Source organism: Kitasatospora sp. NPDC097605, from assembly GCF_040302725.1.
GTDB lineage: Bacteria > Actinomycetota > Actinomycetes > Streptomycetales > Streptomycetaceae > Kitasatospora.
On record NZ_JBEOSF010000018.1, the window covers coordinates 86,573 to 110,626 of the forward strand.

The window sequence follows — 24,054 nt, forward strand, 5'->3', positions numbered from 1 at the left end:
TGTGAGGGACGCACGATGGAACGAGCCCGGATCCTGGTCGTGGGCGGCGGCTTCGCCGGACTGGAGTGCGCGCGCCGGCTGGAGCGCAAGCTCTCCCCCGCGGAGGCGGAGATCTCCCTGGTCACGCCGTTCAGCTACCAGCTCTACCTGCCGCTGCTGCCGCACGTCGCGGCCGGCGTGCTCACGCCGCAGTCGGTGGCCGTCTCGCTGCGCCGCTCGCTGCGGCGCACCCACATCGTGCCCGGCGGCGCGATCGGCGTGGACCCGGCCTCCAAGGTCTGCGTGGTCCGCAAGATCACCGACGAGGTGGTGGCGCAGAAGTACGACTACCTGGTGCTGGCCCCGGGCAGCGTCACCCGCACCTTCGACATCCCAGGGCTGACCGACTACGCGCGCGGTATGAAGACCCTCGCCGAGGCGGCCTACGTCCGCGACCACGTGATCGCCCAGCTCGACCTCGCCTCGGCCAGCCCGGACCCGAAGGAGCGCGAGTCCCGGCTGCAGTTCGTGGTGGTCGGCGGCGGCTACGCGGGCACCGAGACCGCCGCCTGCCTGCAGCGGCTCACCACCGCCGCCGCCCTCCGCTACCCGCGGCTGGACGCCCGGCAGATCAAGTGGCACCTCATCGACATCGCGCCGAAGCTGATGCCCGAACTGGGCGACGCCCTCGGCACCGCCGCCCTGGAGGTGCTGCGCGAGCGCGGCATCGAGGTGTCGCTGGGCGTCTCGGTGGCCGAGGTGGGCGCCGAGTCGGTCAAGTTCACCGACGGGCGGGTGCTGCCCTGCCGGACGCTGATCTGGACGGCCGGCGTCGCGGCGAGCCCGCTGATCGCCACCCTGGACGCCGAGACGGTGCGCGGGCGGATCGCGGTGACGGCGGAGATGCGGGTGCCGCAGTTCGAGGGCGTCTTCGCGCTCGGCGACGCCGCCGCCGTGCCGGACCTCGCCAAGGGCGACGGCGCGGTCTGTCCGCCGACCGCCCAGCACTCGGCCCGCCAGGGCCGGGCGGTGGCCAACAACGTGATCGCGGCGCTGCGCAACCAGCCGCTGGAGCCGTACTACCACAAGGATCTGGGCCTGGTCGTGGACCTCGGCGGCAAGGACGCCGTCTCCAAGCCGGTCGGGGTGGAACTGCGCGGCGTTCCCGCCCAGTTGGTGGCGCGCGGCTACCACCTGATGGCGATGCGCACCAATGTCGCGAAGTTCCGGGTCGGCGCCAACTGGGTGCTCAACGCGGCCGCCGGCGACGACTTCGTGCGGACCGGCTTCCTCGCCCGCCAGCCCGCCCGGCTGCGCGACTTCGAGTACACCGACGCCTATCTGACGAAGGATCAGGTCCGGGAGCACGCCCAGGCGCTGCTCGCCAAGGGCTGACCGCCCCGGGCGCCCCTCCTTCCCGGACAGTCCCCGGACGACGGAGGACGGGCGACCGCCGATCGGGTTCAGATCGGCGGTGATCGCTTGAGGCCGATGTCAGATCAGCCGCGACACCGCGGCCTCCGCGCCCGGCCCGGCGATCCCGTCCACCCCGCCCAGCACCGCCGCCAGGTCCGCGGCCAGCCGCCGGGCGTCCGCCGGGTCGAGCCGCGCCACGGTGATCCGCAGTCCGGGCGGCGACTGCAGCCGGTACCGCGCGCCGGGCGCCGCGACCCAGCCGCGCTGCACCAGCGCCGCGAGCGCCACGGCCTCGTCCGGCACCGGCACCGGCACCCAGACGTTCAGCCCGCTCGCCCCGTGCGCCGCGATCCCCCGCTCGGCCAGCGCGCCGATCAACGCCTCCCGGCGCGCCCGGTAGGCGGCGGCCACCCGGCCGGCCGGCGCCGCGTCCGCGCGCCACAGCTCGGCCACCGTGTGCTGGAGCAGGTGGCTGACCCAGCCGGTCCCCAGCCGCTGGCGCCCGAGCACCCGGCCGACGGTGTCCGCGTCCCCGACCGCGACCGACAGCCGCAGGTCCGGCCCGTACGCCTTGGCCGCCGAGCGCACCACCGCCCAGTGCGTCGAGCCCGCCCCGGCCAGCGGGTGGTAGGGCAGGTCGACGATGCCGTGGCCGTGGTCGTCCTCGATCAGCAGCACCTCCGGGTGACCCGCCAGCACCGCGCGCAGTTCCGCGGCCCGCTCGGCGGTGAGCGCGGCCCCGGTCGGGTTCTGCGCCCGGCTGGTGACGACCACCGCCCGCACTCCGCCGGCCAGCGCCTCGGCCAGCGACCCCGGCACCGGGCCCGCGTCGTCCAGCCGGACCGGCACGGTGCGCAGGCCGAGCGCCGGCAGCAGGTCGAGCAGGCTGCCCCAGCCCGGGTCCTCGACCGCGACGGCGTCGCCGGGGCGCAGCCGGGTGACCAGGATCCGCTCGATGGTGTCCAGCGAGCCGGACGCGACGGCGATCGGCCCGGACGGCAGGCCGTCGGCGGCGAAGTCCGCGCCGGCCAGGGCGAGCAGCCCGGGGTCGGCGGCCGGGTCGCCGTAGCGGACCGGGGAGCGGCGGGCGGCCTCGGCGGCGGCGGCGAGGGCGGCGGTGAGGTCGGGCAGCAGCGCCGGGTCGGGGTTGCCGTCGGAGAGGTCGCGGGCGTGCGGCGGGACCGGCAGGCGGATCTGGTCGCGCGGGGTGTGGGCGGGGCGCGGGCGGATCCGGCTGCCCTTGCGCCCGGCGGTCTCGATCACGCCGCGGTCGCGGAGCAGCCGGTAGGCGGCGGCCACCGTGTTGGGGTTGACGCCGAGTTCGGCGGCGAGGTCGCGCAGCGCCGGCAGCGACGTCCCGGGGGCGAGCCGGCCGTCGCTGACACCCCGCTCGACCTCGGCCGCGATCTCGCTGGCACGCCGACCGGTGATCCGATAGTCTCCTAGCACAAAAGAGATTATGCACTAGTACATAGAGGTTGTCATGTCGATCACGCCGGACAGTGACACGTCCTATCCCCGCACCCTGCGCACCACCCCCACCCGCTACAAGGACCGTGCCACCTGGGAGCGCGAGGCGATCCACGCGATCCTGGACGCCACCTACCTCTGCCACCTCGGCTTCGTCGCCGACGGGGCGCCGGTCGTCCTGCCCACCATCCACGCCCGGGTCGGCGACCGCCTCTATGTGCACGGCTCCACCGGCAGCCGGCCGCTGCGCGGGGCCAGGGGCGGGGAAGGCCTGCCGGTCTGCGTCACCGTCACCCTGGTCGACGCCCTGGTGCTGACCAAGTCCGCGTTCAACCACTCGGTCAACTTCCGCTCGGTGGTCGCCCACGGCACCGCCCACCAGGTCACCGACCCCGAGGAGCTGACGGTCGCGCTGGACGCGCTGGTCGACCAGGTCGTCCCGGGCCGCTCCGCCGAGGTGCGCCCGGCCAGCGCCAAGGAACTCGCCGCCACCGCGGTGATCCGCCTCGACCTCGACGAGGTCTCCGCCAAGACCCGGGCCGACCTCGCCGACGACGACCCCGAGGACCTCGCCCTGCCCTACTGGGCCGGCGTCGTCCCGGTCACCAGCGGCTACGGCACGCCCCTACCGGACGCCTCCACTGCGGTGCCGCTGCCCGCGAACCTCGCCGCCCTGACCGCCCCGCGCGACGCCTGACCGGAGGCCCCGATGCTGATCCGATCCTGGGACCGGGGCGACGAGGACGAGTGGCGCGCCTGGCTCGCCGAGGGCCGCGACTTCGGCCTGCTCGCCGCCAACGGCGGGCCGGGCCACGGCCCGGTGCTCGTCCCCACCCACTTCCTGCTGGACGCCGACCGCGGCGAGATCCTGCTCCACCTGGCCGCGCCCAACCCGCTGCTCGCCGCCGTCCGGGCGGACCCGGAGGTCACCCTCGCGGTCACCGACGACTACGCCTTCGCCCCGGGCCACTGGCGCGGCGAGCCGGGCACCCCGACCAGCTACTACGCCTCCGTGCACTTCCACGCCACCGCCGCGCTGGTGGAGGACCCGGCCGGCAAGGCCGAGATCCTCAACCGCCAACTGGGTCACTTCCAGCCGGAGACCCCGCAGGTCCGGGTGGCCCCCGGGGAGGGGCAGCTCGGCCGGCTGCTCCCCGGCCTGACCGGGCTGCGGCTGACGGTCCGCGAGGTGCGCGCCAAGTTCAAGTACGACGACAAGAAGCCCGCCGCCGAGCAGTACGCGCTGGCCGACCGCCTCGCCGAGCGCGCCCGCCCGCTCGACGCCGGAGCCCGCACCCAGCTCCTCCGTCGCCACACCCGGAGGACGGAACGAACCGCCCCCGCCCGGCGGCCCCGAAGCTGACGCTCCGTCACCCGTTCGGCCCAACCGCCGCGACGCGCGCCCCCCGGCGCTGATCGAATGTGAGACGAACCCTGCCCACCCGGCCGTACGGGCGGGACCGTCGACCCGGGGAGCGCGCGTGTCCAGTACCCACACCCATCCGGCGTCCGGCGAGGCGCACCTCGGGCACGTGGTGTTCATCTCGGCCGCCGCCGCGATGGGCGGCTTCCTGTTCGGCTACGACAGCGCCGTGATCAACGGCGCCGTCACGGGCATCCAGAAGCACTTCGGGGTGGGCAACGGCACGACCGCGTTCGTGGTGGCCATCGCCCTGCTCGGCTCGGCCGCCGGCGCGGTCGTGGCCGGGCGGCTGGCCGACCACCTGGGCCGGGTCCGCACCATGCTGCTGGCCGCGTTCCTCTTCGCGGTCAGCGGCGTCGGCTCGATGTTCCCGCCGAACATCGAGATGCTGGCCGTCTGGCGGGTGGTCGGCGGCGTGGCGATCGGCATCGCCTCGGTGATCGCCCCGACCTACATCGCCGAGGTCGCCCCGACCGCCTACCGGGGCCGGCTGGCCTCCTTCCAGCAGATGGCGATCGTGCTCGGCATCACCGTCTCCCAGCTCGCCAACTGGGCGCTCAACCAGGCCGCCGGCGGCGAGTCCACCGGCCACCTCGGCGGCATCCAGGCCTGGCAGTGGATGCTCGGCGTGGAGGCGATCCCGGCCCTGGTCTACGGGCTGATGGCGCTCGCCATCCCGGAGTCCCCGCGCTACCTGATCGCCGACCGCCGGGAGGCCCAGGCCCGCCGGGTGCTGGTGGAGGTCGAGGGCCCGGACGTCGACCTCGACGCCCGGGTGGCCGAGATCCGCTCGGTGCTGGAGTCGGCCCGCAAACCGCGGCTCAAGGACCTGCTGGGCGGCCGGTTCGGCCTGCTGCCGATCGTCTGGGTCGGCATCGGCGCCTCGGTGTTCCAGCAGTTCGTCGGCATCAACGTGATCTTCTACTACTCCTCCTTCCTGTGGCAGTCGGTCGGCATCAACGAGTCCAACTCGCTGCTGATCAGCCTCTCCACCTCGATCATCAATGTGATCGGCACGGTGATCGCGATGGCCCTGGTCGACCGGATCGGCCGCAAGCCGCTCGCGCTGGCCGGCTCGGCCGGCATGGCCGTCGCGCTCGGCACCGCCGCCTGGGCCTTCTCCTACCGGGAGGGCACCGGCGACGCCGCCACCCTGGACAACACCCACGCGACGGTCGCCCTGATCGCCGCGCACGTCTTCGTGCTCTGCTTCGCCTTCTCCTGGGGCGTGGTGGTCTGGGTCCTGCTCGGCGAGATGTTCCCCAACCGGATCCGCGCGCTGGCGCTGTCCGTCGCCGCCTCCGCCCAGTGGATCGCCAACTGGGCGATCACCGTCAGCTTCCCCGACCTCGCCGACTGGAACCTGTCGGCGACCTACGTCATCTACGCGGCCTTCGCGCTGCTCTCCATCCCCTTCGTGGCCTTCTGCATCAAGGAGACCAAGGGCCGCGCCCTGGAGGAGATGGGCTGACCCCGCGCGGCCCCCGGGCCCCGCCACCGCACGCACGCCCCCGGCCACCGACCCGCCGCCGCGCCCGGCGGCCCGTCCCCCGAGAGGAAGCCATGCCTGACCAGGGCGGCTCCCGGCAGAACGTCACCTTCCCGAGCAACGGCCGCGAGGCCCACGGCTACCTGGCCCGCCCGCCGCAGGGCGTCGGCCCCGGCCTGGTGGTGGTCCAGGAGTGGTGGGGCCTGACCCCGTACCTGGCCGGCGTGGCCGACCGGTTCGCCGCCGAGGGCTTCACCGTCCTCGCACCGGACCTCTTCGGCGGCACGACCACCCACGACAGCGCCGAGGCCGCCCGGCTCAAGCGCGAGCTGCCGGTCGAGCAGGCGGTGCGGGACCTGCGCGGCGCGGTCGGCCTGCTGCTCGGCCTGGACGGCGTGGTCGGCGACGCGGTCGGGGTGGTCGGCTTCTGCATGGGCGGCGGCTTCGCCCTGCTGCTGGCCGCCGCCGAGGGCGACCGGGTGGCCGCGGTGGTGCCGTTCTACGGCCTGCCGCCCGACCCGGACTTCGAGTACCGGGGCCTGACCGCCCATGTGCTCGGCCACTACGGCGAGCACGACCGGGCGATCCCGATGGCCGCCGTGGACGAGGCCGCGATCCGGATCGGCGAGGCCACCGACGTCCGCCCGGAGATCCACTTCTATCCGGCCGGACACGCCTTCATGAACGAGGAGAACCTACTCGGCACCTACGACCCGCTGCAGGCGGAGATCGCCTGGCGGCGCACCCTGACCTTCCTCTGGGGGCACCTCGGCTGACCCCCGAGGCCCCCCGCGAGCGGCCGGCCGACGTCCGCCCGGCGCCCCGAGCACGGCCCTCCCGGCGCCCCGATTATCGGATGGACACGGACCATCCGCCCCGGCATAGTCACGGGGTGCAGAGCCCACCGCCCCCCTCCCCCACCGGCCGCCTCGCCTGGGCGAGCCGCAACTTCCGGATCCAGACCTCCGCCACCGTGGTCAGCGGTCTCGGCAACGCCGGCGCCCCCATCGCCATCGCCTTCGCCATCCTGGACGGCGGCGGCTCCACCGCCGACGTCGGCTACGTCACCGCCGCCCGGCTGCTGCCCACCGTCCTGCTGCTGGTGGTCGGCGGCGCCCTCGCCGACCGGCTGCCGCGCCATCACGTCATGGTCGCGGCCAATGTGTTCAGCGCCGTCTTCCAGGGCGCCCTCGCCGCGCTGGTGCTGGCCGGCGACCCGGCCCTGTGGCAGCTGATGCTGCTCTCGGCCGGCGCCGGCGCGGGCTACGCCTTCTACTCCCCCGCCGCCGGCGGAATGATCATGGAGAGCGTCGCCCCCGAGCACGCCGCCCGGGCCTTCTCGGTGTACCGGATGGGCTTCAACGGCTCCCAGATCGGCGGCGCCGCGCTCGGCGGCGCGCTGACCGCCGCGGTCGGCGCCGGCTGGGTGCTCGCCCTGGACGCGGTCTGCTTCCTGGCCGCCGCCGCGCTGCGCTTCCTGCTGGAGCCGCAGGCCCCGGCCGCCCCGGCCGAGGGCGGCGGGATGCTCCGCGACCTGCGCGAGGGCTGGCAGGAGTTCTCCTCGCGCCGCTGGCTCTGGGTGATCGTCCTCCAGTTCTCGATGCTGGTCACCTGCGTCGGCGCGGTCGAGGCGGTGTACGGGCCGGCCTACGCGAAGGAGGAGCTCGGCGGCGCCCGCGACTGGGGCCTGGCGATGGCGGCCTACGGCGTCGGACTGGTCGCCACCGGCCTCCTGATGGCCCGCTGGCAGCCGCGCCGGATCCTGCTGGCCGGCAACTGGGGCGTCTTCCTGTTCGGCCTGCCCGCGCTCGCCCTGGCGGTGTCCGCCCCGCTGCCGGTGCTCTTCCTGGCGATGTTCCTGTCCGGCGTCGGCGTCACCGTCTTCGGCGTCAACTGGATGATCGCGCTGCAGCAGGAGATCCCCCCGGAGGCGTTCTCCCGGGTCACCGCCTACGACGAGCTCGGCTCGCTCTCGCTGGCGCCGCTCGGCACCGCGCTCGCCGGCCCGGTCGCCGACCGGCTCGGCCTGTCCGGCGCGCTCGGGGCCTGCGCGGTGATCTCCCTGGTGCTCAGCGCCGCGGTGCTGCTGGAACCGGAGGTCCGCCGGCTCTCCCGGCGCCCGGCCGCCCCCGCCGCCGTACCGACCGCCGACGCGCTCCCGGCGCCCGCCGCCACCGGCTGAACCGCCCGGCGCACCCCGTGCGCCCCCGGATGCGCCCTCCGGCGGGAAACCGCCGGAGGGCGCGGCACGTCCGTCCAGGTGACGACGGATGAGACCAGGGGGACACCCGATGCCCAAGCCACTGCTGTTCCTGGACGTCGACGGCGTGCTCAACCCGGTCTGTCCCGGACCCGAGGCCGACTTCGACTCCCACACCCTGTTCGGCTACACCGTGCTGCTCTCCGCCCGGCACGGCACATGGCTGCGCGAGCTGGCCGACAGCTACGAACTGGTCTGGGCGACCACCTGGGGGAACGCACCGTCCTTGCACCTTGTTCCCGACCTGCGTAAACGGGCTAAGGTCGAAGGGGCGATCACCCACTACAGCAACCTGCTGTGGGGGTTGGATGAAGCTTGACTCGGCCCGGTTGTGTCGGCGGCGGTGAGGGGGGTATTTCTTAGACATACCGGTTTCCGTCACGGTGGCGGGCCGGATGCCCGTCGGCTGTCGCCGCGATGTCTCCGCGCACCCCGCGTGGGTTCTTAGCCCCGGCCCGCCGCCCCCTTCGGTGGTGGAGCCTTCGGTGGGCCAGGAGGCGTCCCATGACGACCACCCCTCATCCCGCACGGCCGGGCCCCGAGACGGACTTCCTGGCCGGGATCGCCACCGTGGACGACGCGGTGGTGTGCACGCCCGCCGGCGACCTGCACATGGACAACGAACCCCAGCTCCACGCCGCGCTGAACCGGGCGCTCGCCCATGACCCCGCCGTGCTGGTGGTCGACCTGTCGAAGACCACCATGTTCACCTCCAGCGCCCTCAACGCCCTTCTCCGCGCCCGCCGGGACGCCGACCGGCACGGGGTGCCGCTCGTGCTGGCCGCCCCCGCCAAGCCGGTGCGCCAGGTCCTGCGGATCACCGAGGCCGACCGGGTCTTCCGCCTCTACCCGACCGTTCAGCACGCGCTGGCCTCCAGGGACCCAAACTGGCCCGCTGGTGATCGCCACGACGATGCCTAGTAGCCCCTTCGACCCCAATCCCGGAGCGGGTCAGGGCATCGTGGTGCGGTTGGGCAGGCGGATCGGGGACCACGGCATCCGGGGGCCTGCGGGGTTCACCGTCTCGGGGTGGGTGAGCTTCCACGACTTGAGGAGCTGGTCGTGCAACCAGACCGGGTCGCATCCGTACATCGCGCCGAGAACGGTCAGGCTCGCCCCGGCGCTGTACCGCAGGGCAACGGCCGGCATCACCGCCATGACCAGCTTCTTGATCATGGCTTCGCGCTCGGGCTCGGTGGCCGCCCACATAGGTTGCTCCCTGTATGGAAGGGCCCCCGCCCTATGGCTTCGGGGGAAGTCACAGGGCGGGGGCGTCCCGCCGCGAGGGGGTGAGCGGCGGGGGTGCGAGATGGTCAGAGGCGGGGCGGGGTGGTGTCGGCGGTCGCCTGGGGCGGTCGGATCGCGTAGGTGAGGAAGTTGGCGCGAACGCCGGTGAAGTTGAACCCGGCCTTGAGCAGGACGCGGCCGGAGGCCCGGTTGTCGGGGTGGTGCCGGGCGTGGATCTCAGGCAGCCGCAGATGGCCCAGCCCGAGGGCGAGCGCCTTGCGCACCCCCTCCGTGGCGTAGCCCTGCCCCCAGGCGTCGCTGCGCAGGATGTAGCTCACGGCGGCAACGGGGCGGACCAGGTGGAGCTTGACGACCCCGAGGAGGTCACCGTCCACGGTGAGGCCGAGGGTGTAGAGCGTGCGCGGGTCTCGCTTCGCCGACGCCACGGCAGCGGTTACGAACTCCGCGGCTTCGCGGGAGTCCATCGCTGCCCGGCCCAGGTATCTGACCGACTCGGCGCTGTAGATGCGTTGCACCGCGCTGGCGTCGCCGAGCACCAGTTCCCGAAGTTCGATCACTCGTCGGCCTTGGCGACGAGACCGGCCAACTCCGCGGCGGTCGGCCGGTCTTCGGCGGCACACAACAGGACGTAGCGCAGTCGGGCCTGGAGGGAGGGCCAGGGCATCGTGGTGGAGATCGGCACGGCGCGGTGGGCGATGGCCTTGCGCAGCTCCGACAGGGGCGTGTCCTTGCCGAGGCCGGCGGTCTCGTAGTCCAGGGGCCAGGCTCCGGTGACGCAGGTCCACAGGGTTGCGGCGAGGGCGTAGACGTCGGCGGGGAGTGTGGGGAAGACGGGTTGGGGGCCGTTCATGATCCGGGCGGCCAACTCGGGGGCGGTGAGGTGGATCATCGTGCCGTCGAACCGCTGCCACGGCGTGGTGCCCGTCTGGTGGGACCAGGCGAAGTCCAGCAGCCGGACTCCATCGTTGTGGATGCCGTGCTGCGGCTGGAGGTCCCCGTGCACCCATCCGGCCTCGTGGAGGTCGGCCACCGCACGGCACAGGGCGACGGTCCCGGCCAGGGCTTCGTCGCGTCCGCCGTCGTCCTTGCGTACCGGCCGGAAGAGGTCCCAGGTGGAGGGCCCGGCCAGCCATGGGGTCACGAGCCACGCGCCGCCGTCAAAGCGGCCAGCGGTCACGGTGTACCCGGGGAGCTGGTCCAGCACGGACGCTTCGTGCGTGGTGACCTCGGTGGCTTCGCCGGTGCCGAGCTTGATGCTCATGACGCCGTCCTGGCCGCTGGCCTTCCACACCGCCGAACTCCGCCGGTTGCTGATCTCCTCCAGCTCCACCGGCCCACAGACGGCCTCGGCCACCTTCAGCGCGACTCTGGCCTCGGGAGGGAACTCGCCCATTCTCGTACTGCCTTCCACTCGCAAGGGATCTTCTCGAAGACGTTCCGGCCGTCGTCCACCGCCACGGACAGCGCCATGGCCAGGCTGGGCGTGCGCTCCAGGAACGCCGGGTCCAGCGGCCGGACACCCGCCCGCACCGGGAGGAACGAGAACGGTGGTGGCGGGATGCTCTGTCCGCGCCGGCCGGTCTCGACCGCGCCTTGAGCGAACTTGCCGAACATGACCCCGACCGGGGCATACAGGTTCTTCAGCGCCCAGTGTGGCCAGGTCATCAGCTCTCGGTGGTCCGCGCCTTCGCACTGCCCGAGCAGCACGATGTTCTCGCACGCGAGGACCCCGAAAGCGCGGCCCATCAGTGGGCGCACCCATTCCGCGGCTTGCACGCCGGCGTAGAACAACTCCGCCTCTACGGCGTACCGGTGGCTGCCGGGGGTGATCTCGTAGACCGTCCACCCGGTCATGCCCCGGCGGGTGGACGGCTTCAGGAAGGGGCAGTGCTCGTGGAGTCCGGCGAGGTAGCCGTTCACGTCCACGCTGACGGGGTCCTCGGTGCGGGGCTCGATGAGGCGGAGCGCCCCGGCGGTGGGCCGGGACGCTCCGTCGAATGGTGCGGTGATCACAGGTGGGACGCCGCCGGGGCCACGTCGTCGCTGTCGCCGCCGGTGGGCGAGCAGTCCCACTCCGCCCAGACCTCGCCGGTGTCGCGGTAGCGGGCCAGGGCGGCGGTGTCGAGCGTGCCGTCGGCGCTGGTGAACCAGACCTCGGGCAAGGGGCCGTACGCCTCCTCGTACGCGGCCACCCACGAGATGTAGCCGTTGCCCGTGTTCTCGACGTGGGCCAGCTTGCGGCCGGCGTGCTGGAGCGCGAACGCGTCGTGCGCGGCCGGGTCCGCGACGAGGGTGTGCCACGCCGCGTCGATCGCGCCGGAGAACATCTGCGGGGCGGTGTCGCCCGCGTCGATCCGCCGCGCGGTGATGCTGAAGAACTTGCCCAGCTCGTCCAGCTCCACGGTGGAGCTGGGGGTGGTGGCGGTGCTCACGTGCATCTCCCATCGGGTTGGCTCTGCCCGGCCGGCACTGGCCGGGCAGTCGTGCGTGGTGCCCCGGCCCGTCGTCAACGTTCCGACGAGCCGGGAGTTCATGGGGCGCCCATGGGCGCGGCGTGACGGTCAGAAGCGGCCGGACGCGATGAGCGCGGTTGCCACGACCGCGAGCAGGACCAGCGCGACCGTCTGAGCGATGGCCACCGGCAGCGGCGTCGGAAGTCCGCGAGCGGCTCGGTCGGCAGCCACGCGGTACTCCTCCTGCCCGTCGTCCACAGCGGCCTACGCCGGGCGCTTGTCGAGCGCGGCCCGCATCGCGGCACGGCGCAGGGGCCTGCGGGCGAGGGCGATGCAGTCGTCGCAGATCGCGTGGCAGCTCGCCTCGGTGTCGCCGGGAGCCTGGAGCATGGTTCCGGCGCACACCAGCGTCTCGCGGTGGCAGACCCAGCAGGTGCCCTGCCGGTAGCCGTCGGGACGGTCCACCACCATCCCGTCGCCCGTGATCCGGACGGGCGTCGGCGGCGGGGTGCTCCCTCGGGCGGGCAGTGGCGCGGTCACGCGGACGGGCAGCGACGAGGCGTTCACTCCGCGGACTCCAAGTCGGCCAGGGGGACCATCTGCGGGTAGGGGTCGCTGGAGCCGTCCGGGTTGACCCAGGCGTGGCTGGCGAGCTTGCTCGGGGTCTCGGCGACGATGCCCGTCCAGCCGTCCGTGCGGTGCCGGACAGGGTCTCCCTCAATCACACTGTGCACAGTTGCGCCTCTCCATCTGGTCGGGGCGTGCGATGTGGTGGTGCTGGTTGTTGATCAGGTCGAGCGGCCGGGACGGTGGCGGCCGGTTCCTGCCACGACCACCGCGTCCTCGCCCGGGTGGGCCCTGACGTACTCGGCCGGGAGCAGGAAGCCGAAGCGCCCGCAGATGTGGCAGGCCCAGGTGTCGTCGGTGGGCGACGGGGAGTTGTACGTCGTCTGGAGGAAGCAGGCCGGGCAGAGCGGAGGCGGTTCCATCCGCTGGCGGGTGATCTCCTGCACGCGCTCACGCGGCCGATCTGCGGGCCGAACAGTCCCGGCAGGGGCAGGTGGAGAGCACGGCGTCCCGCTGGAGCAGGGAGCCCACCGAGGGGGCGCGGCCGGCGGGGTTGGCCGCCCTGTAGTCGTCCAGCGGGCTCCAACCGGCCGGAGGCAGGCTCAACTCGGATTTGCTCGGGCCGGTCACGACCTCGCGGTACTCACGCTTCGGGGTACGTCTCGCCATCGGTCTCTCCTCCTTCGCCGTGGCGGTGGGGGTGCGTGATAGACCGTAGGGAGTTGGCTACAGACGGTGCCACGAAGTTGCACGTGGTTGCACAGGTTCACCCGAGAGTGCTGCGAGCCTTAACGATCCGGCTCCGCGCTTCGGGTCCGTGAACTGCGAGCTTGGCCAGCTCGGCGAAGGCACGAAGGTAGGTGCGGATCTCACCAGGAGCAGTGACGTTGATCTCCGCTGTCAGCGTCTCGACCGCTACGAGGCTCTCGTCAAAGGCGTAAAACGCTTCAAGGGGCCAGACGGTCCGGCGGGCATGAAATGGGATAACTCCGACGGATACGTTCGGCAATGAGGAGATAGTGAGTAGGTGGTCGAGCTGGCCAGCGAGCGCTTCGTCGTCGCAGACGCCGTAGTAGAGAACGGCCTCCTCCAGGACTAGCGCAAACTGATGGCTAGCATCATGGAGGACGCGGGATCGCTTCAGCCTGGCCTTCACCGCGTCTTCCACGTCGTCCGGGGTGCCCTGGAAGGTCGTAATTGACCGAAGAAGTCCCGAGGCATACGGGGCCGTCTGCGTCATTCCCGGCATGACATTAGAGGCGTATACCTTAAATTTCTGTGTCCGCTGATAAAGCGGCAGCGTCTTTTGGTGCACCCTTCTCATGCCGTCGCGATGGAGATCCCGCCACTGCGTGTACATCGACTCGGCGCTACGGGACGCTGCGATCAGGTCCGCCGCTCTCTCCGCAGCACCGCAAGCGGTGCACCAAGCCCGGATGTCGCTATCCGATGGGACCGTAAGACCCCGGGCGATACGGGATGACTTGGACTTATGCCACCCACACCGTGCGGCCAGTTCAAGCCCTGTGAGCCCGGCGTCACGCCGGATCTGGTCGAGCTGATCGGCGAGCGCCTTCCGTGCGGCCTGGGCGCTGGAGAACGGAGACGAGGACATGAACTGGCCGGCCGTGGTGATTACTCGGCGAAACTGAAAGTCTCGTGAGGGATGGCACGCTCCCACACCGCATCGAAAGCTGAGACACAGCTCCGAGCCAAAGCGGGATCGTCACTTTGATCCGTGTGGACCCATCGACCATCGCCGTCGAAAATGTTGAATTGAACGACGCGGCCATCGAACAGCCAGAAGTCATTTACAGGCAAAAGAAGGTCGGAGGCAGCCCGACGGGGAAGCCACCTAACCTCTTCACCGCCGGCGACGTTGGTGAATGTAAAGGAGTGCTCGTACCGAATGTACTCACTGACGGGCTCCGAGATCACACGAGCCCGCCTGACGGAGACCCCGCTGGCGGTCACCTCCTGGACAAGGTCAAGCCAGGGCCTCCACCACGATGCCCGGTCAGCAGGATCGAGCCGGTGGCCGGCCTTCCATGCTCGGAAGCCTTTGTCCTCGTTGTCAACGGCGTAGATATCGCGAAGTTCCAGGTGGACCGCTGACTTCCGCGCAGACCTCAACAGATCAGCGAAGCTACTCAAGCTCTGCGACATCCAACGCCTCCTTGAGCGCCTTGGCCATGCGGCTGGGGATACGGACCACCGTCTCATGATCCGGAATCGGACCGTCAGCCAAGCACTCCGCCGTTGTGGCCTCGTCCAGCTTCCAGCCTTGGATGACGAAGTCCTTGGTGTCCGGGTCTACCCATACGGTGGGAGACCCGTGATCCCCCGACTTTTCGTCCTTCGCAACGAACCGTAGTGCCATCTGATCCTCCCGTGTCGAGCCGGTTGCGCTCAGTTGCAGACCTGAGCTGGCCCCCATACTCCGTCCTGATGGCTCGCCTTGTCAGGGGTTTCCGCTTCTGACGGATCGTTAGGTTAGGCACGTCGTTGCCGGACGTCCAACTACAAGGAGGGGTGGGGCCTGGTGTCGGCGGGCCGATCTCGACTCCGTCGGCTAGGAGCTGCTGCACGGCGGCCTCGGCGTGGTGCCGGTAGCGGTGGCGGGAGATGAAGTAGCCGTTCTCCCGGATCTCGTACGAGTCGTGGGCGAAGTCGGTGGTGTTGAGGGTGACGACGAGGCGGCGGTCGTGGCCGGAGCCGGTGACGGTCCAGCGGCCGGCACCCTCCGCGGACCACGACACGTCGATGTCCGCCCCGGTGCGGGCCCGCTCGGCGCGCTCGCGCTCGGCCCACGCGTCGGCCCGGCGCTGGCGCTCGGCGGCCAGTTCGTCCTGGTGCCGCTGCTCGGCCTGCTCGCGGAGGCGGACGAGTTCGGCCCGGGTCTCGGCCTGCTGGCGCTGGAGCTGGGCCCAGAGCTGGCGGGCGGCTTCCTGGCGTCGCCGGTCCTCCTGGCCGCCGGGGAGCGGGGGCAGGGCCTGGGGTTCGTGGCGGGCGGGCCAGGGTTCGGCCAGCTCGGCGCGGTGGGGCTGCCAGATCTTGAGCATGGCGCGGCCGTCGGCGGTGGCCCACACTTCGCCGTGCTCGTCCTGGCGGAGGAACCCGGCCTTGATGACCAGCTCGACCACCTTCCGGCGCACCCGGCGGCCCTTGGCCCCGAGGCGGCCCCCGGCCGGCACCAGGCGGTAGCCGGAGCCGTCCCACCAGACCCCGCCGTCGGGGTCCTCCCTGGTGGCCGCCGCGACGAGGGCGTACACCCTGCTGGTCCACCCCGACTTCTCGCGGGCCTCCTCGGTGCGCAGGGCCACGACGAACCGGCGGAACTCGGCTTCGTGCTCGTCCGCGTGGAGGCGGGCGGCGAACTGGGCGTCGTCGCGGTGGGCGTGCTCGTCGCCGACCTGGGCGGGGCAGCCGGTGTAGCGGTCGCCGCAGTCCAGGCACCACACCTTCCCGCCTTCGCCCCGGTAGCCACCGGGGCCGACGCCGACCGGGCACGGGTTGCGCAGGCCCCAGTCCAGGGCGGTTCCGCCGCCGGGTATCCAGGGGGCTCGGGCGGGGGTGGTCACTGGTGTCTCCTGCGTTGTGCGGGGGCGCCCAGGTGGTCACTCTGGGCGATGAGGTGGGTTACACAGCGTAGGGGTCTATGTCATTATGTCTTTTTTAGTGACATTCTAAAAAGAACATAGACATAGCCTCTAAGGGTGGGGCTCGAACCAAAACAGGGTCCGACACCCGGCATTGCGACACGGGCCCCACCCCGGGGAGGGGGTGGGGCCTGGTGCCGGCGGCCGGTCAGTCGGTGCCCATGGCGTCCAGCCACTCCCCGGCGTCCATACCGTCGAGCGTCGGAAGGCCGTTGCGGAAACGGATGTCCCGGGCCTCCAGGTCGAGCTGGAGCAGCCGGCCGACGTGCAGGCACTCGCGCACGACGAGGCCACGGAAGGTGGCTTCGGCCCGGACCCGCGCCTCGTCCCCGAAGTAGCGGCGGGGCTGGTCCCCGGTGAGCATCCGGCCGGCCGCACCGAGGGGCTGGCGCTCGACGGTCCACGTGCCCTTCGCGTCGGGGGCGGCGGTGAACCGCACGCTCATCTCCGGCCGGTCGGCGGTGCGGGGGTAGGTGAGGGTGTAGGCGGTGGCGGCGGGCACTGGTGTCTCCGTGGTGGTCGGGGTGGCGGGGGCGGGGTCTGGTGTCACGGCTGGACGAGCGCGGCGCAGGCCGGGCAGAGCGGGTCACCGTTGAGCGCCCAGTCCGAGGTGAGCGGGGTGTCCGGGGCGCACAGCGCCCGGCGGTCGGCGTGGTCCACCAGGGCGACGTGCGGGGCGGTGCCGGGGGCGGCGTAGCCGAAGGTGTGAGAGCGGGGCAGGTCCATGACCCGCAGCGGCTCGGGGACGACGTGCACGGGGGTTCCTTCGAAGGGGGCGGGTGGGGCCTGGTGCCAGCGGGCGGTCAGCCGTGCTCGGTGGCGAGGTGCCGCTTGCGGGTCTCGTCCACGTACGTCTTCACGGCACTGCGGGTGGTCCACCCGCAGGTGCACTCAGCGGTGGAGTACGTCCGGCCGGGGCAGCCCTCGGTCAGCGGCTTGCCCGTGCTGGTGTGCTTGTGGGCGGGCGGGCACGCGGAGCCGTCGGCGTGGTGGTCGGTGCGGGGCGCCCGGGGCTTGTCCGCGGGGGTGTCCTCTTTCGGCCGGCGGCCGGGGCTGCCCATCGGGACGAGGCCGAGCCGGGGTGCCTCCCGCTGTTCGGCGTCCCACTGCTCGGGGGTGAGGGCGTCACCGACGCAGACCGGTTCGGCGTGGTCGAACCAGGTCTCCCAGTCGGCAGTGACGATGCGCTCGGCTTCGCGCTGGGCGGCTTCGGGGCTGGAGGCGATGACGGGGACGACGTGCACGGTGATCAGGTCGACGGGGACGACGTACCGGCCCGGTCCGGCCGGGGCCACGGGGGTGGGGCCTGGTGCCAGCGTCGGCTGCGCGGCCTGGCGGACGTCTTCCGCTTCGGCGGCGTTCTGCGCGTCGCCGACCTCTCGGACGACGGCAGCGAGGCGGGCCCGGGTGACGCCGAACTCGGCGGCGGGGACGAGGCCGCCGTCGACCAGGCCGAGCAGGCTGTGCAGGTAGTCCGCGAGTACGCCGCTCAGCTCGGCGGTGAGGGTGACGACGACGCTCACCCCCTTGCCCCGCTTGACGCGGGTGGCGCGGGTGTACAGGGCTTCGGCGACGTCGTGCTCGACGCTGCCGGGGCGGCCGTCCTGGAAGGCGTCGCGGTCTTCGAGTGCGGCGACGAGGGCACCGGGGAGGCTGACGGTGGTGATGGTGGGCATGCGCTGTTCCTTCGGCTGCTCGGGCGGGGGGCGGGGCCTGGTGTCTGACCGGCCTCGGCACGGTCCGGAGGGGGGTCCGGGCCGCACCGGGGCGGGTCAGGCCGCCAGTTCGGTGCTGTTGACGAGCAGGCCGGGCAGGCAGTCTTGGAGCAGCGCGGGAACCATCTCGGTGGCCTTGTCGCGCATCCACGGGTGGCCGGGGGCGGTGGCGATGGCGAAGGGCTCGCCTCCGTCGGCGGGGACGACGACGCGGAAGCGGGCGCGGACGCCGTCGCGGACGGCCGGGCGGAGCAGGCCGAGCACGCTGGGGTCGGTGTCGCTGGCGACGCCGTACCGGACTCGGCCGTCGGGCTCGGTCCAGCGCTGCCAGCCCGCGCCGGGGGTGCGGGTGCGGCTGGGCTTGGTCCGGGGGCGGGGCCCGGGGCCGATCTTCACCGCGCGGCCGGGGCTGCTGAGCGTCGGCAGGTCCAGCGCGGTCTGGACGGCCTTCGAGTGCTTGGCCTGTGCGCCGCGTCCGGCCGGGGTGGTGACGGTGACGGTCTCGGCGGGGCCGTCCTCGCGGGGCAGGCGGAGCGTGGTCGTCAGGGTGGTGCTGTTCACGGCGCTGTTCCTTCGGTGGTGCGGGAGGGGGTGGGGCCTGGTGCCAGCCGGGGTGGGGCCTGGTGCCTACGCGGCCAGCTCGGCGGCGGGCACGGCGGCGGGCAGTGAGGCGGTGAGGGCGCGCAGCACGGCCTCTGCCATGTCGGCGGTGAGGTGCGAGCACGTGATCTCGATCCCGCTGAAGCGGGCGCGGCTGACCTTGACCTCGGCGTGCGGTGACCGGAAGGACGTCCCGGGGCCCTGGTTCCAGCGCAGGGTGCGGACGTTGTCCTCGCCGTTGCGCCGGTTCGCCTCCCCCGGCGGCCGGCCGGTGGTCAGGGGCACGCGCTTCAACTGGCGGGCGATGGTGTCGACCTCGTGGACGTCGGTCAGGTGCCGGTGCTGGCGGGCGCTCATCTCGGCGACTGCCGCGTCCAGGACGGGCAGCAGTCGCCGCTGCACGTCGCGGGCGACCTGGGCCCCGCTCTTGGCGCGGGTGACGGTGATGTCCCCGGTCTCGATGTCGTGCCGGTAGTAGTAGGTGGTGCTGTCGGGCAGGACGCCGTGCAGGTTCCACCGGCCGGAGCGCAGCCGTTCCTGCTGGATCAGGATGCGGGCCCCGTCCTCGGCGCGGACGAGTTCGGCGCAGGGGTGCCAGTCGGGTATCCGGCGGGGGTCGACGGTCCACTCGTCGGGCCCGAGGGCCTGGACGGTTTCTTCGGCGAGCGCCAGCAGCTCGGCGCGCAGGGGGGGCGAGGTTGTCACGGAGGGCGGTCACGGTGGCGCTGTTCCTTCGGAGTGGAGGGGGTGGGGCCTGGTGTCAGCGGCGCGCGGTCACGCGGCCAGCACGTGCAGCGGCTTCGCGTCGCGGACCTCGGGCTCGTGGCCGTGGCTGTAGCCGTCTTCGCGCTCGTCGCTCTCGAAGATGTCCAGCGCCTCGGCCTCGGCCTCCTCCGCGCTGTCGGCTTCGACCTCGTACTCGTAGGTCTCGGTGAAGTCGATCCGGACGGTGTAGCGGGGCACAGCGGTCTCCTACGGGTGGTGGGGGTGGGGCCTGGGCCCGGCAGGCGTCAGGGCGTGCCGGATGCCGGCCGCGGGGCGTCCCGGCGGGCGCCCGGGGGCGGGGCCTGGTGTCAGCGGCTCAGGAGGCCGAGCAGGCTGACCAGGTCGGCCCGCAGGCCCGCGAGTTCTTCGCGCAGCGCGGCGTTCCTGGCGGTGACGGCCGCGACGCTGGCGCGCAGCTCGTCCAGCTCAGCGGGGTCCAGCTCGAAGCCGTCCGGGTCGCTCACGCCGTGACGCCGACGGGGTGGGCCCTGGTGTACTCGGCGCGGGCGGCGTGCCCGGCCTTGCTGAGCCGCCACGCTCCGGGGACGGTTCCGGGGGTGAGGTACCCGGCCTCGGCGAGTCGGGCGCTGGCGGTGCCGTCCGGGTCGGCGATGTCGGCCATGATCCGGTCACCGTCGAACCAGCGGGACAGGAGCGCGAAGTCCTCGGCGCTGATCAACGGAACCTCGCCCGGGGTGTACTCCAGCTCGGCGACGAACGCTTCCAGCTCGGCGGTCAGGGTGAGCAGCAGTGCCCGGCAGGCGTGGGCCCGCTCGTTGTCCATCTCGTCCACGTCGCCCATGTACTTGTCGTCAGCGGGCTGGTCGGGGAAGTCGCGGTTGTCGTACGTCGGGATGTCGGTGAACGCGTCCTCCCAGTTCTGTTCGTGGCGGTAGACGCGGGCGGCGACGGCTTCGAGACGGGCAACGGTGGCGTTCACGGTGGCGCTGTTCCTTCGGGAGTCGGGAGGGGGTGGGGCCTGTGCCCAGGGCGGAGGCTGGTGTCAGCAGGCGTGGGCGGTGAGCGTGTTGTCCGCCGCGCAGATCAGTTCTTCGAGCTGCTGGCCGAACTGGTCGGGGGCGGGGCGCTCACAGGTGCTGCACACCGGCTCGGCGTACTCGACGTCAAGGCCGATGACGGAGAGCGCCGGGGGCAGGCTGGCGGCGGCGTGGACGACCCGCAGGAACACCGGGACGGTGACGACGAGGGTTCCGCCGCACGGGCAGCGCAGGAGCGGGGCGGGGGTCGGGGTGGTCATGGCGCTGTTCCTTCGGGAGGGGGTGGGGCCTGTTGCCAGAGCGGCCACGGCGGGGGCCGGAGAACGTCCGGCCGCCACCGAAGCGGCTCAGACCTCAAGGCCCTTGAGCGCCGCGTCCCACGGCTCCATGGCGGCGGTGATCAGCCGGTCCACGTGGTCCCCGGCCGCCCGCCCGCATTCCTTGCAACTGACGGTGGCCGACTCGATGCCGACCCCGTAGACGTAGACCCCGGGGGTGCCGTCGGGGCGGCGGTAGATCTCGAACCACAGGGGAGCTGCGGACTCCAACACCCCGCCGCAGTCCTCACAGCCGTACTCGTCGGTGCTGGCGGTCACTTCGTGGTCGGGCAGGTCGGCGACGAGGGCGGCGAACTGCTCGTTGGTCTCGGCGGGGGTGGGGTTCGGGGTGTTCTCGGGCATGGCTGTGCCTCCGGCTGGCGGTTGGGGGGTGAGGGGGTGGGGTCTGGTGTCTGTGCACCCTTGGCGGGGGCCCGACGGGCGGGCCGGGCCGCCACCAGGGGGGCACAGCTCAGAGCGACCGGAAGACGTAGTTGCCCGCTGTGTGGGTGTAGTCGCACTCCCACGCGATCATGTCCAGCGCGGGCCGCCACCCCCGGCAACTCTCCAGCGCGGCGCGGTACTCGGCGTCCGTCTCCATGAGCTGGTCATGGGCGAAGTTCTCCAGGTCGACCCACTCACCGCAGTACGCGGCTTCGAAGGTCTCGACGGCGTACTCGGCGTTGCCGACGTACGCGGCGTAGGCGGTCAGGGCTTCCAGCTCGGCGAACAGTCCGGCGTCCTCGGCAAGCTCGGTCAGGTACTCGGCGGTGCGGCTCACGGTGGTTCTCTCTCGGGTCGGTGCGGGGCGGGGGCGGTCAGACGCTGTCGGGCGCGTCGAACAGTTCGCTGATCAGGAGGTCCAGCGGCTCGCCCTGCTCGCGCATGTCGCGGAACGCGTCGAACATCGCGTGCACGTCGTCCGGGTGGTCCATGCCGAGCTTGGCCAGGTTGGGCCAGTAGCCGGACAGGCGGATCATGTCGGTGCGGGTCATGGCGGTACGTCCGTTCTGTGGTACGGGAGTTGAGAAGGTGGAGGGGGTGGGGCTTGGTGCCTACGCGGCCCGGCCGTAGACGGCGCGGTACCCGGCGCGGGAGCCCCGCACGATGGCGCGGACGTCCTCGCGGTACGCGGCCCCCTGCTCGGTGGCGTAGCCGTCCAGGTAGGGCTGGAGAACGGCCGTCAGCGGCTCGCCGTGGCCGTACACGGTGTAGGCCCGCCACGGGTCGGCCCCGGGGATCGGCACGGTGGTGGCCGTGGCCGGGCGCGACTCCTCCAACGCGCAGTCACGGCAGAGGAGTTCACCGCACCGGGTGGTCATGGGGGTGAGCCACTTGTCACAGTCGGAGCACGCGACGTACCCGAGGGTTTCCAAGGCGTCTTCGATCATGGCCATGGTGATGTCACCGGGGGTCGGGCAGTCGAGTTCCCGCAGGATGTCCTCACCGTCGACGCCGTCCGGCAGGGTGACGGGTGATCCTTCGATCTCTTCGACCATGGCGGCGTGTTCCCGCGTGCTGTGGTCGTCCTCGTCCAGCAGGGGGTATCCGGCCAGGCTGTCCGCGATCCGGCGGGCGGCGTCGCTGGCCAGGAACGAATCGGCGTCGTAGGCGATCCCCTCTCCCAGGGTGTCCCACAGCCCCCCGCACTCCCCGGCGGCGTCCGCCATGATCCGGCACGCGGCGGCCCAGTTGGACTGTGCGCGGACGGCTTGTGCTTCGTGCTGGTAGCGGCACTCCCCGTCCTCCAGCAGGGCCCCCGTGCCGTCCATGACCATGCCCACCCGGGCCCATCCGTGGGCGTCCGCTTCGGACTCCATGCGGGTCACGAAGTCGTACCGGTGGACGTGCTGGCCGGTGGCGGTGAGGAGTTCGTCAGTCAGGGTCGCGCTCATGATCGTTCCTTGCGTGGTGCGGGTGGTCAGCGGGTGGTGGAGAGCCAGTCGCAGGCGTACGCGCTGCCCTGGTCGCAGGCGTCCTGCATGCCGGTCGCCCACCCGTCGTTGAAGGCGGTCACCTGCGCGCCGCTGTCGGGCGCGGGCGGCTCGTTGAAGGTGTGACCGGTGACCCACCCGCCGAGGGCGGCGGCGGTCAGGGCGAGCACAGCGAGGATGCGGCGGCGGTTCATCGCGGGGGTTCTCCGGGGGTGAGTCGGGCGGGTCAACGACCGGCGCGGTTGCGGCGGTTGCGGCGGCGGGTGGGGATCTCGGCGCGGTCGCGGTCGTAGGCGTTGACCGGGGCGGGGGCGACAGGGGCCGCAGGGGGCTCGGACGGGCCCTGTATGGCCCGCTTGACCAGTCCGGGCACCTGCCGGACCCCGTGGGCGACAAGGGCCGCCAGGAGGGCCGCAGCGAGCCCCCCGCCCCAGTTGCCGGTCTGCCACGGGGCACCGGCCAGCAGCATGACCAGCCCGAGGGCGGCGGGGATTCGGTGGTTACGCATCGTGATCTCGTTTCGCTCGGCCGGTTCGTTCTGGGGGCAACACTGCCCGACTGTCACAGCGGATGTCCAATGAGAAGTACGTGACCTGCATCACATAGATGAGCATGCTCGTTCTCGCCAAGGCGGAAGACGCGCGCGCACGCGAAGCGACGCCAATTCCGTTGTCAGGCAAGGGATTTGGCGTGGTCGTGGCGGCGGTTCGGCGGTCGTGACGGGGCACCCGGGGGGTGCCTCCCGCGTGCGTTCCTTTACTGCCCGGAGCGTCATAGCAGCCGAGATCCGATACGAACGCCGGCCGACCCCTTCTTCCGGATCATTAACGCAGTGTGACCAGCAGTGATGAACTCAGCGCTACGCACTGATTGCGGAGAGTGAGGCCGCGGGCGTCGGCGGTGTTAACCGGGCGGCCTTAATACAGGTGGAGGCAGCTACCGCGCGCGTGCGCGCTCCCGATGCTGCGGCACGCCGGCCTGCCTCCTCCCGTAGCCCCGCCAGGGCAACGCTCCCCGACCGGCCCTCTCTCCCCGGTCGAGGTCGAGCACCTGGCGGGGCCCTGCGCTCAAGGAGGTTGCCGTGCCCGCGAGTTCACGCCGGACGACCCCGCTCCCCCCGCACTGGGCCCGCCTTCGCCGCGCGGTGATGAACCGCGACTCGTGGCGCTGCCAGCACGTCCGGTACGACACGGGCGAGCTGTGCGGCGAGCCCGCGCGCCACTGCGACCACATCGTCCCCGCCTCCGAAGGCGGCTCCGACGCGCCGGCCAACCTGCGCGCGCTGTGCGACTGGCACGTCCTGCGCAAGGACGCGGCCGACGCCGGCCGAGCCCGCCGCCGGGCCGCCGCGGACCGCTGGCAGCCCGCTCGAAACCGCCGACGCCACCCCGGGGAGGTCCGTTGAACGTCGACCCGACCGAGAAGGACGCGGCGAAGATCCGCACCGCGCTGGTCGAGCTGTACGAGACCGAACTCGACCTTGAGCCGACCGACCTCGCGCTGATCGACGTCGCCGCGCCGATGCTCGCCCGCGCGGCCCAGCTCGACGCCGTGGTGCGCCGTGAAGGCCAGATGATCCCCGGCGGCAACCGCGCCGGAATGATGGTCCTGCACCCCGGCATCGCGCAGGCCCAGCTCAGCCGCACGCAGGCCGCCGGCCACCTCGCCCGAATCCGCGGTGAGGGCGACGGCCCGAAGCGGGGCCACAACGCCCGCGACGCCGTGGGCGCCCGCTGGGGAAACCGCGTCTGAGAGAGGAGC

General features: G+C 72.3%; 39 protein-coding genes and 1 pseudogene. 10 read left to right on the forward strand and 30 right to left on the reverse strand.

All coding sequences use genetic code 11. The annotated features are described in order from the left end of the window. Window positions 1-15 precede the first annotated feature (15 nt). Window positions 16-1,374 carry an NAD(P)/FAD-dependent oxidoreductase gene (locus ABTX81_RS21305; protein WP_350547990.1) on the forward strand — a complete coding sequence of 453 codons (1,359 nt, stop codon included), beginning with the start codon at window positions 16-18 and terminating at the stop codon, window positions 1,372-1,374. A gap of 99 nt (window positions 1,375-1,473) precedes the next feature. Here ABTX81_RS21305 and ABTX81_RS21310 read toward each other — a convergent pair whose 3' ends face one another. Then, on the reverse strand, window positions 1,474-2,844 hold the full coding sequence (locus tag ABTX81_RS21310) for an aminotransferase class I/II-fold pyridoxal phosphate-dependent enzyme (protein ID WP_350547992.1): 1,371 nt from the start codon (window positions 2,842-2,844) through the stop codon (window positions 1,474-1,476). 34 nt (window positions 2,845-2,878) lie between these two features. Here ABTX81_RS21310 and ABTX81_RS21315 point away from each other — a divergent pair, with 34 nt between their 5' ends. The 7 genes from ABTX81_RS21315 to ABTX81_RS21345 all read left to right on the forward strand — a co-directional run bounded on the left by ABTX81_RS21315 (window position 2,879) and on the right by ABTX81_RS21345 (window position 8,958). Beyond that, window positions 2,879-3,562, forward strand: coding sequence for a pyridoxamine 5'-phosphate oxidase family protein (locus ABTX81_RS21315; RefSeq protein WP_350547994.1), 684 nt, complete (start codon window positions 2,879-2,881; stop codon window positions 3,560-3,562). A 12-nt stretch (window positions 3,563-3,574) separates the two neighbouring features. Continuing rightward, a complete protein-coding gene (locus ABTX81_RS21320; protein WP_350547996.1) occupies window positions 3,575-4,228 on the forward strand; it encodes an FMN-binding negative transcriptional regulator in 654 nt (217 codons plus the stop codon). Between the two features lie 118 nt (window positions 4,229-4,346). Further along, window positions 4,347-5,759, forward strand: coding sequence for a sugar porter family MFS transporter (locus tag ABTX81_RS21325; RefSeq protein ID WP_350547998.1), 1,413 nt, complete (start codon window positions 4,347-4,349; stop codon window positions 5,757-5,759). 92 nt (window positions 5,760-5,851) lie between these two features. Next, the gene (locus ABTX81_RS21330) at window positions 5,852-6,553 is read left to right on the forward strand and encodes a dienelactone hydrolase family protein (RefSeq protein ID WP_350548000.1); all 702 of its coding nucleotides are present in this window, start codon (window positions 5,852-5,854) and stop codon (window positions 6,551-6,553) included. A 116-nt stretch (window positions 6,554-6,669) separates the two neighbouring features. After that, window positions 6,670-7,959, forward strand: a complete 1,290-nt coding sequence (locus tag ABTX81_RS21335; RefSeq protein WP_350548002.1) for an MFS transporter — start codon at window positions 6,670-6,672, stop codon at window positions 7,957-7,959. Window positions 7,960-8,068: 109 nt separating this feature from the next. After that, a complete protein-coding gene (locus ABTX81_RS21340) occupies window positions 8,069-8,356 on the forward strand; it encodes an HAD domain-containing protein (RefSeq protein ID WP_350548004.1) in 288 nt (95 codons plus the stop codon). Window positions 8,357-8,541: 185 nt separating this feature from the next. Beyond that, window positions 8,542-8,958, forward strand: a complete 417-nt coding sequence (locus ABTX81_RS21345; protein ID WP_350548006.1) for an STAS domain-containing protein — start codon at window positions 8,542-8,544, stop codon at window positions 8,956-8,958. Window positions 8,959-8,988: 30 nt separating this feature from the next. Here ABTX81_RS21345 and ABTX81_RS21350 read toward each other — a convergent pair whose 3' ends face one another. From ABTX81_RS21350 to ABTX81_RS21490, 29 genes and pseudogenes are all read right to left on the reverse strand, one after another. Next, a complete protein-coding gene (locus ABTX81_RS21350; RefSeq protein ID WP_350548008.1) occupies window positions 8,989-9,246 on the reverse strand; it encodes a hypothetical protein in 258 nt (85 codons plus the stop codon). 104 nt (window positions 9,247-9,350) lie between these two features. Further along, on the reverse strand, window positions 9,351-9,842 hold the full coding sequence (locus ABTX81_RS21355) for a GNAT family N-acetyltransferase (protein WP_350548010.1): 492 nt from the start codon (window positions 9,840-9,842) through the stop codon (window positions 9,351-9,353). Then, window positions 9,839-10,678, reverse strand: a complete 840-nt coding sequence (locus ABTX81_RS21360) for a protein kinase family protein (RefSeq protein ID WP_350548012.1) — start codon at window positions 10,676-10,678, stop codon at window positions 9,839-9,841. Before ABTX81_RS21360 ends, ABTX81_RS21355 begins: the two co-directional genes overlap by 4 nt. Continuing rightward, complete coding sequence (locus ABTX81_RS21365) at window positions 10,642-11,211, reverse strand: hypothetical protein (RefSeq protein WP_350548014.1); 570 nt, start codon at window positions 11,209-11,211, stop codon at window positions 10,642-10,644. Before ABTX81_RS21365 ends, ABTX81_RS21360 begins: the two co-directional genes overlap by 37 nt. A gap of 83 nt (window positions 11,212-11,294) precedes the next feature. After that, window positions 11,295-11,717 (reverse strand): hypothetical protein, encoded by a 423-nt coding sequence (locus tag ABTX81_RS21370; RefSeq protein WP_350548016.1) that lies wholly within the window; start codon window positions 11,715-11,717, stop codon window positions 11,295-11,297. Between the two features lie 129 nt (window positions 11,718-11,846). Next, window positions 11,847-11,969: a hypothetical protein gene (locus tag ABTX81_RS21375; RefSeq protein ID WP_350548018.1), complete on the reverse strand. Its 123-nt coding sequence runs from the start codon at window positions 11,967-11,969 to the stop codon at window positions 11,847-11,849. A gap of 33 nt (window positions 11,970-12,002) precedes the next feature. Then, window positions 12,003-12,305, reverse strand: a complete 303-nt coding sequence (locus tag ABTX81_RS21380) for a hypothetical protein (protein WP_350548020.1) — start codon at window positions 12,303-12,305, stop codon at window positions 12,003-12,005. Beyond that, window positions 12,302-12,463, reverse strand: a complete 162-nt coding sequence (locus ABTX81_RS21385) for a hypothetical protein (protein WP_350548022.1) — start codon at window positions 12,461-12,463, stop codon at window positions 12,302-12,304. Before ABTX81_RS21385 ends, ABTX81_RS21380 begins: the two co-directional genes overlap by 4 nt. A 63-nt stretch (window positions 12,464-12,526) precedes the next feature. Beyond that, a complete protein-coding gene (locus ABTX81_RS21390; RefSeq protein WP_350548024.1) occupies window positions 12,527-12,751 on the reverse strand; it encodes a hypothetical protein in 225 nt (74 codons plus the stop codon). 4 nt (window positions 12,752-12,755) lie between these two features. After that, window positions 12,756-12,974: a hypothetical protein gene (locus ABTX81_RS21395; RefSeq protein ID WP_350548026.1), complete on the reverse strand. Its 219-nt coding sequence runs from the start codon at window positions 12,972-12,974 to the stop codon at window positions 12,756-12,758. A 97-nt stretch (window positions 12,975-13,071) separates the two neighbouring features. Next, window positions 13,072-13,665, reverse strand: a complete 594-nt coding sequence (locus ABTX81_RS21400) for a DUF5753 domain-containing protein (protein WP_350548178.1) — start codon at window positions 13,663-13,665, stop codon at window positions 13,072-13,074. A gap of 51 nt (window positions 13,666-13,716) precedes the next feature. Next, window positions 13,717-13,920, reverse strand: a pseudogene (locus tag ABTX81_RS21405) (helix-turn-helix domain-containing protein); the annotation flags it as partial. A gap of 20 nt (window positions 13,921-13,940) precedes the next feature. Beyond that, window positions 13,941-14,528 (reverse strand): DUF6879 family protein, encoded by a 588-nt coding sequence (locus ABTX81_RS21410; protein ID WP_350548028.1) that lies wholly within the window; start codon window positions 14,526-14,528, stop codon window positions 13,941-13,943. A 17-nt stretch (window positions 14,529-14,545) separates the two neighbouring features. Next, window positions 14,546-15,886: a hypothetical protein gene (locus ABTX81_RS21415; RefSeq protein WP_350548030.1), complete on the reverse strand. Its 1,341-nt coding sequence runs from the start codon at window positions 15,884-15,886 to the stop codon at window positions 14,546-14,548. Window positions 15,887-16,112: 226 nt separating this feature from the next. Then, the gene (locus tag ABTX81_RS21420; RefSeq protein WP_350548032.1) at window positions 16,113-16,466 is read right to left on the reverse strand and encodes a hypothetical protein; all 354 of its coding nucleotides are present in this window, start codon (window positions 16,464-16,466) and stop codon (window positions 16,113-16,115) included. A gap of 44 nt (window positions 16,467-16,510) precedes the next feature. Further along, window positions 16,511-16,720 (reverse strand): hypothetical protein, encoded by a 210-nt coding sequence (locus tag ABTX81_RS21425; protein ID WP_350548034.1) that lies wholly within the window; start codon window positions 16,718-16,720, stop codon window positions 16,511-16,513. A 47-nt stretch (window positions 16,721-16,767) separates the two neighbouring features. Further along, window positions 16,768-17,640, reverse strand: a complete 873-nt coding sequence (locus ABTX81_RS21430; RefSeq protein ID WP_350548036.1) for a hypothetical protein — start codon at window positions 17,638-17,640, stop codon at window positions 16,768-16,770. A 96-nt stretch (window positions 17,641-17,736) separates the two neighbouring features. Further along, window positions 17,737-18,240 (reverse strand): hypothetical protein, encoded by a 504-nt coding sequence (locus ABTX81_RS21435; protein WP_350548038.1) that lies wholly within the window; start codon window positions 18,238-18,240, stop codon window positions 17,737-17,739. 66 nt (window positions 18,241-18,306) lie between these two features. Beyond that, window positions 18,307-18,984 (reverse strand): hypothetical protein, encoded by a 678-nt coding sequence (locus ABTX81_RS21440; protein WP_350548040.1) that lies wholly within the window; start codon window positions 18,982-18,984, stop codon window positions 18,307-18,309. Window positions 18,985-19,053: 69 nt separating this feature from the next. Continuing rightward, a complete protein-coding gene (locus ABTX81_RS21445) occupies window positions 19,054-19,242 on the reverse strand; it encodes a hypothetical protein (RefSeq protein WP_350548042.1) in 189 nt (62 codons plus the stop codon). Between the two features lie 110 nt (window positions 19,243-19,352). Next, complete coding sequence (locus ABTX81_RS21450; RefSeq protein ID WP_350548044.1) at window positions 19,353-19,508, reverse strand: hypothetical protein; 156 nt, start codon at window positions 19,506-19,508, stop codon at window positions 19,353-19,355. After that, the gene (locus ABTX81_RS21455; protein WP_350548046.1) at window positions 19,505-19,984 is read right to left on the reverse strand and encodes a hypothetical protein; all 480 of its coding nucleotides are present in this window, start codon (window positions 19,982-19,984) and stop codon (window positions 19,505-19,507) included. Before ABTX81_RS21455 ends, ABTX81_RS21450 begins: the two co-directional genes overlap by 4 nt. Window positions 19,985-20,047: 63 nt before the next feature. Then, on the reverse strand, window positions 20,048-20,302 hold the full coding sequence (locus ABTX81_RS21460) for a hypothetical protein (protein ID WP_350548048.1): 255 nt from the start codon (window positions 20,300-20,302) through the stop codon (window positions 20,048-20,050). A gap of 87 nt (window positions 20,303-20,389) precedes the next feature. After that, on the reverse strand, window positions 20,390-20,722 hold the full coding sequence (locus ABTX81_RS21465; RefSeq protein ID WP_350548050.1) for a hypothetical protein: 333 nt from the start codon (window positions 20,720-20,722) through the stop codon (window positions 20,390-20,392). 109 nt (window positions 20,723-20,831) lie between these two features. Beyond that, window positions 20,832-21,140 (reverse strand): hypothetical protein, encoded by a 309-nt coding sequence (locus ABTX81_RS21470; RefSeq protein WP_350548052.1) that lies wholly within the window; start codon window positions 21,138-21,140, stop codon window positions 20,832-20,834. A 37-nt stretch (window positions 21,141-21,177) separates the two neighbouring features. After that, window positions 21,178-21,354: a hypothetical protein gene (locus tag ABTX81_RS21475; RefSeq protein WP_350548053.1), complete on the reverse strand. Its 177-nt coding sequence runs from the start codon at window positions 21,352-21,354 to the stop codon at window positions 21,178-21,180. 60 nt (window positions 21,355-21,414) lie between these two features. Beyond that, entirely contained in the window at window positions 21,415-22,254 is an 840-nt protein-coding gene (locus ABTX81_RS21480; RefSeq protein WP_350548055.1) for a hypothetical protein, read from the reverse strand. Between the two features lie 26 nt (window positions 22,255-22,280). Beyond that, complete coding sequence (locus ABTX81_RS21485; RefSeq protein ID WP_350548057.1) at window positions 22,281-22,487, reverse strand: hypothetical protein; 207 nt, start codon at window positions 22,485-22,487, stop codon at window positions 22,281-22,283. 32 nt (window positions 22,488-22,519) lie between these two features. Then, window positions 22,520-22,801 (reverse strand): hypothetical protein, encoded by a 282-nt coding sequence (locus tag ABTX81_RS21490; protein WP_350548059.1) that lies wholly within the window; start codon window positions 22,799-22,801, stop codon window positions 22,520-22,522. Window positions 22,802-23,374: 573 nt separating this feature from the next. Between ABTX81_RS21490 and ABTX81_RS21495 the strand changes: the two genes are divergently transcribed. Further along, the gene (locus tag ABTX81_RS21495; RefSeq protein WP_350548061.1) at window positions 23,375-23,698 is read left to right on the forward strand and encodes an HNH endonuclease; all 324 of its coding nucleotides are present in this window, start codon (window positions 23,375-23,377) and stop codon (window positions 23,696-23,698) included. Further along, window positions 23,695-24,045 carry a hypothetical protein gene (locus ABTX81_RS21500; protein WP_350548063.1) on the forward strand — a complete coding sequence of 117 codons (351 nt, stop codon included), beginning with the start codon at window positions 23,695-23,697 and terminating at the stop codon, window positions 24,043-24,045. Before ABTX81_RS21495 ends, ABTX81_RS21500 begins: the two co-directional genes overlap by 4 nt. Window positions 24,046-24,054 lie beyond the last annotated feature (9 nt).